General features: G+C 69.4%; 5 protein-coding genes. All 5 read right to left on the bottom strand.

Annotation, left to right across the window (positions count from 1 at the left end; all coding sequences use genetic code 11):
* Nucleotides 1-104 precede the first annotated feature (104 nt).
* Nucleotides 105-1,316 (bottom strand): CaiB/BaiF CoA transferase family protein, encoded by a 1,212-nt coding sequence (locus OS124_RS0112360; protein ID WP_010139977.1) that lies wholly within the window; start codon nucleotides 1,314-1,316, stop codon nucleotides 105-107.
* Nucleotides 1,313-2,212 (bottom strand): SMP-30/gluconolactonase/LRE family protein, encoded by a 900-nt coding sequence (locus OS124_RS0112355; protein ID WP_010139976.1) that lies wholly within the window; start codon nucleotides 2,210-2,212, stop codon nucleotides 1,313-1,315. Before OS124_RS0112355 ends, OS124_RS0112360 begins: the two co-directional genes overlap by 4 nt.
* Nucleotides 2,205-3,725 (bottom strand): tripartite tricarboxylate transporter permease, encoded by a 1,521-nt coding sequence (locus tag OS124_RS0112350; protein WP_010139974.1) that lies wholly within the window; start codon nucleotides 3,723-3,725, stop codon nucleotides 2,205-2,207. The genes OS124_RS0112355 and OS124_RS0112350 overlap by 8 nt, the downstream gene beginning before the upstream one ends.
* 1 nt (nucleotide 3,726) lies before the next feature.
* Nucleotides 3,727-4,176 (bottom strand): tripartite tricarboxylate transporter TctB family protein, encoded by a 450-nt coding sequence (locus OS124_RS0112345; protein ID WP_010139973.1) that lies wholly within the window; start codon nucleotides 4,174-4,176, stop codon nucleotides 3,727-3,729.
* A gap of 49 nt (nucleotides 4,177-4,225) precedes the next feature.
* The coding region (locus OS124_RS27475) for a Rossmann fold domain-containing protein (protein WP_040607104.1) at nucleotides 4,226-4,527 on the bottom strand (302 nt) is incomplete at its 5' end.

The following is a 4,527-nucleotide window of genomic DNA, read 5'->3' as shown; positions in this document are numbered from 1 at the left end:
TTGGCGGGCGGGCGGTCGATGGTCAGGGTGGCGATGCCACCCTCGGTCACGCTGCGGACGAGCGGCTGGGTCGGGGTATCCATGGTGTCCTCTCGGGGCTGAGGTCAGATGATGCCATTGGCGCGATGCGCGGCGATTTCCTCGGGCGAGTAGCCAAGGTCGCCCAGGATCGCGTCGGTATCCGCGCCCAGCGACTTGGCCGCCCAGCGGATCTGGCCGGGGTTGTTGGTCATCCGGGGCACGACGTTCTGCATCCGCACGGTGCCGAAGTCCTCGTCGGGCACCGGGGTGACGACCTCGCGGGCCTGCACCTGCGCATCCTCGAAGATCTGCTCGACCGAGTAGATCGGCCCGATCGCGCCGCCCTCGCGGGCGAAATCCGCCAGCGTCTGTTCAAGCGTGTGGCTGTCCATGTAGGCGCGGAAGATCGCGTCCAGCTCGTCGCGGTATTGCATCCGGTCGCGGTTGCCCCGAAAGCGCGGATCCTCGATCAGATCAGCCCGGCCGATGGCGCGCATGTTGGCGGCGAACATCGAGTCGGTAGAGCCGGTGACGGTGACATAGCGCCCGTCCGAGGTGCGGAAGACATTGGCCGGGGCAGTGTACTGGTTGGTATTGCCGTCGCGCTGGCGCACCTGCCCGAGCTGGTCGTATTCGATGGCCAGGTTTTCCAGCAGGCGGAAGGTGGCCTCGGTCAGGGCCAGGTCGATCTCTTCGCCCCTGGTGCCGTTCTTCACCACGCCATAGAGCGCGGCCATGACCGAGAAGGCGCCGAAGAGGCCACCGAAGGCATCTGCGATGGGATAGCCGGGATGCACCGGGTCGCCATCGGCCATGCCGGTGATATGGGTCAGCCCGCCCATGGCCTCGAAGATGCGGGCGAAACCGCCCTGGGAGGCGCGCGGGCCGGTCTGCCCGAAGGCGGTGACGCGCAGGATGACGAGGTTCGGATTGATCTGCCACAGGGTCTCGCGGTCGAGACCCCAGCGGGCCAGGGTGCCGGCGCGGAAGTTCTCGATCAGCACGTCGGTATTGGCGATCATGCGCTTCATCACCTCCAGCCCCTCGGGGCGGCGCAGGTCCAGCGTGCCGTAGCGCTTGCCCCGGTTGGTGACCTTCCACCACAGGGATTTCTGGTCACGGAAGGGCGGGAACGCGCGCAGGCCGTCGCCCTGCCCGGGGATCTCGAACTTGGTCACCTCGGCGCCGAAATCAGCCAGCAGCGAGGCGGCGAAGGGGGCGGCGATGATGGTGGCGATATCGAGGACACGCAGCCCGGCCAGCGGGCCGAAGGTCTCGGCGGGGGTGTCGGTCATGACGCGGCTCCTTCAGGGGGGAAGATGGCTTCGGGCAGGCCGGTGGCGCCCAGGCCGTCGAGGGCGAAGACATGGCCTCCGTCCGGGTGGTGAGAGACCGCGCGTCCGGTGCCCGAGTCGCGGATAGAAGTGACGAACAGCCGGTCTCGGGCCGGGCCGCCGAAGGCCAGGCTGCTGGGAAGGTCGGTCGGGGCGGGGACCTGCGTCAGCAGGCGGCCATCGGGGGCGAAGCAGGCGATCCGCGCCGAGTGGATCATCGCGGCCCAGAGATTGCCGGCCGCATCCACCGTGGCGCCATCGACGCCCGAGCCATGCGGCGCGGTGTCGACATGCAGGCGGAAGGGGCCTGCCGCCCCGGTGCCGGTGTCGTAGTCGCAGGCGAGGATCTTCCGCTCGGGGGTGTCGGCCAGGTAGAGCGTCGCGCCATCGGGCGAGAGGCAGAGGCCGTTGCCGATGCGGATGCCCGCGTGCAGCACCCGGTGCCGCCCGGCTCCGTCAAGCTGGTGAAGCGCGCCGCGCGCGGTGCCGTCGCGTCCCATCCCGGCGCTGAGGAAGCGGCCCTGCCGGTCCAGCTTGACGTCGTTGAGCCGCATCAGCGGGTCGGCGTCAGGCAGGGTCAGCAGCGGCGCGGTCGCGCCAGTTCGGGGGGCGAAAAGCAGAACCTCATGATCGCGCGACAACACCAGCCGCCCGTCCGAGGCCGGGGCGATGCCGCCGATATGCCCGCCGAGGTCGAAGCTGCGTCCGTCCCGGCAGTGGATCCGGCCAGCCACGCCGTCGATCCACCACAGGTCGTCCTGCCACCACAGCGGGCTCTCTCCGAGATCCGCCGGGGTGGTCGAGAGGCGGTGGACGGTCAGCCCGTCCACCGAGGGGGCGGGGTGCGCCTCAGGCATCCTGAACCTCGCGCCGGCGCGGGCCGAACTGCTTCCAGCCGGCGCGGATCAGCGCCCAGGCCAGCAGCGCGCCGGTGATGACGGTGATCGTGCCGGCGATCGGGCGGTCGAGGAACGACATCATGTCCCCTCCCGAGACGATGAGGGCGCGGCGGAAGTATTCCTCGATCATCGGGCCGAGGACGAAGCCGAGCAGCAGCGGCGCGACGTCGAAGCGCAGGGCCTTCATGCCCAGCCCGAGGAAACCGAAGGCCAGCAGCACGAAGACATCCGTCACCTGGTAGTTGACGCTGTAGATGCCGATGCAGGTCAGCGCGACGATCACCGGGAAGAGCAGCGTGTAGGGGATGCGCAGCATCCGCACCCAGAGTCCGACCAGCGGCAGGTTCAGCACCAGCAGCATCAGGTTGCCGATGACGAAGCTGACGATCAGGCCCCAGAACAGGTCCGGCGAGGTCTGGATCACGTCCGGCCCCGGCAGGATGCCATGCACCATCATCACGCCCAGCATGATTGCCATCACCGGATCCCCCGGGATGCCCAGGCTGAGGGTAGGGATGAAGGCGGCCTGCACGGCGGCGTTGTTGGCGGCCTCGGGGGCGACGACCCCCTCGATGGCGCCCTTGCCGAACTCTTCGGGGTGACGGCTGCAACGGGCCTCGACGGCATAGGAGACGAAAGTGGCCACCAGACCGCCGGTGCCCGGCAGGGCGCCGAAGAAGGCGCCGATGCCCGAGCCGCGCACCATCGGCATGCCCGAGCGGCGCCAGTCGGTCCGGGTCGGCAGCATGTCCCGCAGGCGGATCTTGTCCTGGTTGACCTTTGGCGTGTCGGTGCGCCCGGCATTGGCGATGATCTCGGGCAGGCCGAACAGGCCGATGGCCACGGCGACCAGCGGCAGCCCGTCGAACAGCACCGTCTGGCCGAAGGTGAAGCGCGCCACGCCGCTGTTCAGGTCAAGCCCGATCAGCCCGAGCGCCAGCCCCAGCGAGACCGAGGCCAGCGAGCGCACCGTGCGCCCGGACCCGATGACCGAGGCGGCGATCAGCCCGAGGGCCATCAGCGCGACATACTCCTGCGGGCCGAATTTCAGCGCCACCCGCGACAGGGGCACCGAGAGGGTGACCAGCAGCAGCACGCCGAAGATCGAGCCGACGAAAGAGGCGATGGCGGTCATGAACAGCGCCTGCCCGGCGCGGCCCTGCTGCGCCATCGGGTAGCCGTCCAGGCCGGTCACGGCGCTGGTCGCCGTGCCCGGCAGGTTCATCAGGATCGATGCGGTCGAGCCGCCGTAAGAGGCACCGTAGTAGATCCCGCCCAGCATGATCAGCGCGTAGTTGGGGTCGATGTGGTAGGTGATCGGCATCAGCATCGCCAGGGTGGCCATGATGCCGATCCCCGGCAGCACGCCGACCACGGTGCCCAGGAAGACCCCCAGGAAGCAGTAGAGCAGACCGCCGACAGAGGCGGCGACGCTGAGGCCGAGGGCAAGATCGTTGATCAGTGTGGACATGTCAGAATGCCTTGATCTGGAGGCCAAGGCCGACGCGGAACACCAGCGCCGAGACGACGGCGGTTCCCACGGCGAGGATCAGCGCGGTGACGAGGGTGGTCTGGCGGTTCGCCAGCGAGGCCAGGAAGACGGCGAGCGTGACCGAGACCAGCATTCCCAGGCTCTCGACCGTCAGGGCGAAGCCGGCGAAGGCGGCGGCCAGGAAGGCCATGCCGCGCAGCTGGCCGCCCTCGGGGCGGGCAACGGCGATCTCGGCAGGCTTGGCCGAGATCACCATGAACAGCGCCAGCACCACCATGATCGCGCCCAGGATCACCGGGAAGTAGCCCGGCCCCATGCTGTGCAGGCTGCCCATGCGGTAGGTCAGCCCCTCGGTGATGATGAAGGCTCCGATCACGCCGGTCACAAGCCCGGCGATATAGTCTTCCAGTCTGTCGATCACGTATCGCATGTTCGCCTCCCTACGAATTCCGCGAGTGTTTCCTGCCGTCCCGGGGGCCTCAGGCCAGAACCGGGGCGGGTGAAGCGGCGCCTTTCGGGCCCGCTTCTGAAGTGATGTCCGTCGCCAGCGGCCGGGCGGCGCCGCGCAGGGCCTGCCCGGTGATCTGCGCCGCGTCGGGCCCGCCGAGGAACCGGCACAGCGCCCCCAGGCTCTCATCCGGCGGGCCGTCCCAGGTCAGGGCGTTGACCCGCATGCGGGCCGGGGCCCATTCCAGCGCCAGGGTGCGGGCCAGCATGGCGGTCGCGGCATCGCGCGCCCGGCCGGCGGGATCGGTGGCCCCGGCGCAGAGGATCAGCAGGG

The organism is Oceanicola sp. S124 (genome assembly GCF_000220565.1).
In the GTDB taxonomy this organism is placed as follows: domain Bacteria; phylum Pseudomonadota; class Alphaproteobacteria; order Rhodobacterales; family Rhodobacteraceae; genus Pseudooceanicola.
The sequence above is the reverse complement of the archived record's forward strand: the minus strand, read 5'-3'. Positions and strand labels throughout refer to the sequence as shown.